Source organism: Kitasatospora papulosa (assembly GCF_000717245.1).
In the GTDB taxonomy this organism is placed as follows: Bacteria; Actinomycetota; Actinomycetes; order Streptomycetales; family Streptomycetaceae; genus Streptomyces; species Streptomyces papulosus.
Window position 1 is genome coordinate 1 of the sequence record NZ_JNYQ01000047.1, and the last position, 5,067, is coordinate 5,067.

Genomic DNA, 5,067 nt, shown 5'->3' on the forward strand with positions numbered 1-5,067 from the left:
ACCTGGCATTCGTCTCGGACGTTTTTGCCGCCCTGGCAGAATTTTCTGCCGCCGTTGCCGAGGAAGCTGCACGACCGGCACTTGATGATGCGTTCGTTTCTGATGATTTTGCTGCCTCTTTTGAGGCCACCGCATCTCGTGCTGAAGTGGCGGCCTCTGACGCTTTCGTGGCCGCGGTGGAGGCAGACGTGGCGGCTGATTGTTGTGACGCTGCAGCATTCGTTTCTGACGTTTTCGCCGCACCGGCACTGGTGGCCGCCGCGTTTTTTGAGGACTCTGCGGCTGCGGCACTTTTTTCCGCTTCAGTGGCCTTTGCTGATGCCGCTTCTGCGCCGGAGGACGCTTCCTGAGCTGACGATGCAGCCTGTCCGGCGGACGTGCTGGCGGCGCGTGCTGAGTCAGTTGCATCAGTCACAAGGGCCGCGACCTGAGCAGCTGATGCACTGGCATCGCCGGCTGATTTCTTCGCGTCTGCCGTACTCTGTGCCACCACGGACGCGTTACGCGCCACCTCTTCCACCATCAGTTCAAGACGACGCAGCACCTCCGGCCGGGCATCATCCTCCGTCATGGCACAGAGAAAATCATTCAGCGTCCCCGGTTGTGAATCTTCATACACGGTGATGGTCCCGGCGTGCGATGGTGGAAAACCGTCAACCTGCAGGATGACACTGTACTGACCGTACTCCACATCCATGCTGTAACGCCCGGCTTCATCCGGATTCTCTGAGCCCACCGTGTTCACCACCACCGTGGTGCTGTTACGTCTGGCTTTCAGCTGAATGGTGCAGTTCTGTACCGGTTTTCCTGTGCCGTCTTTCAGGACTCCTGAAATCTTTACTGCCATATTCACCCCACAAAAAAGCCCACCGGTTCCGGCGGGCTGTCATAACACTGTGTTACCTGGCTAATCAGAATTTATAACCGACCCCAACGATGAATCCGTCAGTACGCCAGTCGCCACTGCCGGAGCCTTCATAAGCAATATCAACAACGACGGACGCTGCCGGATTAATCTGTATACCTGCACTCCACGCCACTGAGGTATGCCGCATTGCACTTTCGTCCCTGGCAGTGGTCGTCTCTTTCATATACCCGGGAGTGATTTCCGTCTTACGGTAATCCATTGTACTGCCGGACCACCGACTGTGAGCCACTCCGGCCATGGCGTACGCACTGACCTGCTTACTGATTTGTAAAACCGGTCCGGCCATCACGCTCACATAACGTCCACGCAGGCTCTCATAGTGAAACGTATCCTCCCCGGTCATCACTGTGCTGCTCTTTTTCGACGCGGCGAACCCCAGGGAAGCCATCACCCCCACACTGTCCGTCAGCTCATAACGGTACTTCACGTTAATCCCTTTCAGATGACTCACACCGGTATCCCCGCCCGACAACGACGGCAATGTACCCGGTTTCACTTGAAAATAGCCCACCGTAAACGTACCATGTCCACCTTCCGCACGGGCCGGAGTGACTGTCACCGCAAGTGCGGCAAAGACAGCAACGGCAATACACACATTACGCATCGTTCACCTCTCACTGTTTTATAATAAAACGCCCGTTCCCGGACGAACCTCTGTAACACACTCAGACCACGCTGATGCCCAGCGCCTGTTTCTTAATCACCATAACCTGCACATCGCTGGCAAACGTATACGGCGGAATATCTGCCGAATGCCGTGTGGACGTAAGCGTGAACGTCAGGATCACGTTTCCCCGACCCGCTGGCATGTCAACAATACGGGAGAACACCTGTACCGCCTCGTTCGCCGCGCCATCATAAATCACCGCACCGTTCATCAGTACTTTCAGATAACACATCGAATACGTTGTCCTGCCGCTGACAGTACGCTTACTTCCGCGAAACGTCAGCGGAAGCACCACTATCTGGCGATCAAAAGGATGGTCATCGGTCACGGTGACAGTACGGGGACCTACTGCTTTCACGCTGGCGCGGAAAAGCCGCGCTCGCCGCCTTTACAATGTCCCCGACGATTTTTTCCGCCCTCAGCGTACCGTTTATCGTACAGTTTTCAGCTATCGTCACATTACTGAGCGTCCCGGAGTTCGCATTCACACTGCCACTGATATCCGCATTTTTAGCGGTCAGCTTTCCGTCCGGTGTCAGGGAAAAGGCCGGAGGATTGCCGCCGCTGGTAATGGTGGGGGCCGTCAGGCGCTTCAGGAACACGTCGTTCATGAATATCTGGTTGCCCTGCGCCACAAACATCGGCGTTTCATTCCCGTTTGCCGGGTCAATAAATGCGATACGATTGGCGGCAACCAGAAACTGGCTCAGTTTGCCTTCCTCCGTGTCCTCCATGCTGAGGCCAATACCCGCGACATAATGTTTGCCGTCTTTGGTCTGCTCAATTTTGACAGCCCACATGGCATTCCACTTATCACTGGCATCCTTCCACTCTTTCGAAAACTCCTCCAGTCTGCTGGCGTTATCCTCCGTCAGCTCGACTTTTTCCAGCAGCTCCTTGCCGAGATGGGATTCGGTTATCTTGCCTTTGAAAAAATCCAGGTAACCTTCCGCATCATCGCTCGCCCGACCGACGGCCTCCACGAATGCCGATTTGCCAACGGTGTTCACACTGCGGATATAAAAGTAATAATCATGGCCCGGTTTGATATTGATACTGGCGGCTATCCAGTACAGCGCCGTACCAAGATAACGCGTGCTGGTTTCAACCTGTCTGATATCCGCAATCTGCTTTTCCGAGAACCAGAACTCAAACTGTACCGTCGGGTCATAAACGGCAAGATGCGGCGTGGCGGTTATCTGAAAATAGCCCGGCGTCAGCTCAATCCTCGACGGTGCTGCCGGTGCGGCAATCCGGAACGATACCGACGCCGGATCGCCCTGCTGCCCCCACGCATTTACCGCCCGGACTGTCAGCCTGTAGTTCCCCAGCGCCAGTTGCGTGAAGCGGTATGTGGTTTCCGTCGTCCGGGCCGTGCTGACCAGCCGCTCACTGCCGTCGTCCGCTGTTACGGTCAGACGGAGCAGGAAACTCACGCCCTTCACCACCTTCGGTGTGTCCCATCGCGCCAGCACCTGATATTCCCCGCTGTCTGCAGTGACTTCTGCGGTCAGGTGCTGCACCGCTGGCGGCGTGACACCATTCACCGTGCCACTCTGTTCGCCGTCAAAGTGCGCCCCGTTATCCACGATGGCCTCTTTTTCCGGCACATGCTGCACGGCGGTGATGGCATACGTGCCGTCGTCGTTCTCACGGATACTCACGCAGCGGAACAGTCGCTGGCGCAGCGTCGGCAGCTTCAGCTCCCATACGCTGTATTCAGCAACACCGTCAGGAACACGGCTCACTTTTACCTTCACGCCGTCGGTGACGGACTGAACCTCCACGCTGACCGGATTGCCACTTCCGTCAACCAGGCTTATCAGCGCGGTACCGGAGGATGGCAGCGTGATTTCACGGTCGAGCGTCAGCGTCCGGGTCTGGCTGTTCACCGCCAGCACACGACCACCGGTGCTGATACCGGCATAGTCATCATCGCAGATTTCAATAACATCGCCCGGTACATGGCGAAGCCCTTCTGCGCCGACGCTGAAATCCACGGTCTGCGTTTCCAGCAGTTCTGTTTTAATCAGCCACAGCCCGGCGCGGTGTGCCTGCCCCCGGCTGGTACAGCCAAAGGCATCCATCTTCGTAACATTACGACCGTAACGGGCAATGGCCTGCGTATCTTCAACAAGCTCTGTCGCCGTCTCCCAGCCGTTGTTCGGGTCAATCCAGTTCACCTCAACGGCATTATGGCGGTCCTTCAGGGCGCTGAAGCTGTAGCGGAACGGCGCGCCATCATCCGGCATCACCACATTACTGCGGTTATAGGTCCACGTCTTATCCGACGGTCGGTCCTGCACGAACGTCAGCGTCTGCCCGTTCCATACCGGCATACAGCGCATCGCCGAGCAGAAATCGCTGAGCACATCCCACGCCTTACGCTGTGTGGTCAGGTACGCATTACAGGTGATGCGCGGCTCCGTGCCGCCAAAGCCGTCCGGCACTGACTGGTCGCAGTACTGGCCGATGACATACAGCGCCCATTTATCCACATCCGCCGCACCAAGACGTTTCCCCATGCCGTAGCGCGGATGGGTCAGCATATCCCACAGACACCAGGCCATGTTGTTGCTGTATGCCGGTTTAAACGTTCCGTCCCAGATACCGCTGTATTGCCGCGTCTGCGGGTTATAGTTCGACGGCACCTGCAGAATACGCCCGCGCAGATGATAATTACGGCTCACCTGCTGGCTGCCGAACTGCTCCGAGTCCACCTGCACGCCGACCAGTGCCGTGTTCGGGTAGCACTGTTTCACATCGATGATTTCAGTGTATGACGACCAGAGCGTTTTGTTCTGCAGCTGGTCTGTGGTGCTGTCCGGCGTCATCCTGCGCATCCGGATATTAAACGGGCGCGGCGGCAGGTTACCCATCACCACCGAGGCCAGATACTGCGAGGTGGTTTTGCCCTTAATGGTGATGTCTTTTTCCGTCACCCAGCCACCGTTACGTTGTATCTGAACCAGCAGGCGGACTTCCGACGGATTCCTGTCACCCTTTGAGGTGGTTTCCACCAGTGCCTGTACACCGAAGGTAAAGCGCAGACGGTCGATGTTTGCAGACGTAATGGTGCGGGTGATCGGCGTGTCATATTTCACTTCCGTACCCAGCACCGTCTCGGAGCCGGAGGATTCAAATCCCTCCGGCGGAGTCTGCTCCTGCTCACCAGCCCGGAACACCACCGTGACACCGGATATGTTGGTATTCCCCTCAGTGTCCAGCACCGGCGTACTGTTCAGCAGCACGCTTTTTAAGCCATCCACCGGACCTTCAATCGGCCCTTCGCTGATGGCATCGATCACACTCAGCAACTGCGTGGACTTCAGGTTGTCCTTCGCTTCGCGCGGGGTATGCCCCTTACTGCTTCCTTTACCCATTCCTCACGCTCCATAAATGACAAAACCGCCCGCAGGCGGTTTCACATAAAACATTTTGCATCAGCGACCAATCACCACAACCTGACCAC

At 56.7% G+C, this 5,067-nt stretch carries 4 protein-coding genes; all 4 read right to left on the reverse strand.

The features are described 5' to 3' along the window. Positions 1-847 (reverse strand): prophage tail fiber N-terminal domain-containing protein (locus IA22_RS36075; protein WP_038273416.1); only part of this gene is annotated, 847 nt, incomplete at its 3' end. Between the two features lie 64 nt (positions 848-911). Then, positions 912-1,532 carry an outer membrane beta-barrel protein Lom gene (gene lom / locus IA22_RS36080; RefSeq protein WP_001246632.1) on the reverse strand — a complete coding sequence of 207 codons (621 nt, stop codon included), beginning with the start codon at positions 1,530-1,532 and terminating at the stop codon, positions 912-914. A gap of 61 nt (positions 1,533-1,593) precedes the next feature. Beyond that, positions 1,594-1,923: a phage tail tip domain-containing protein gene (locus IA22_RS38420; RefSeq protein ID WP_421702157.1), complete on the reverse strand. Its 330-nt coding sequence runs from the start codon at positions 1,921-1,923 to the stop codon at positions 1,594-1,596. Next, positions 1,913-4,978: a phage attachment tail tip protein J gene (gene gpJ / locus IA22_RS34660; protein ID WP_421702159.1), complete on the reverse strand. Its 3,066-nt coding sequence runs from the start codon at positions 4,976-4,978 to the stop codon at positions 1,913-1,915. The genes IA22_RS38420 and gpJ overlap by 11 nt, the downstream gene beginning before the upstream one ends. Positions 4,979-5,067: the final 89 nt, after the last annotated feature.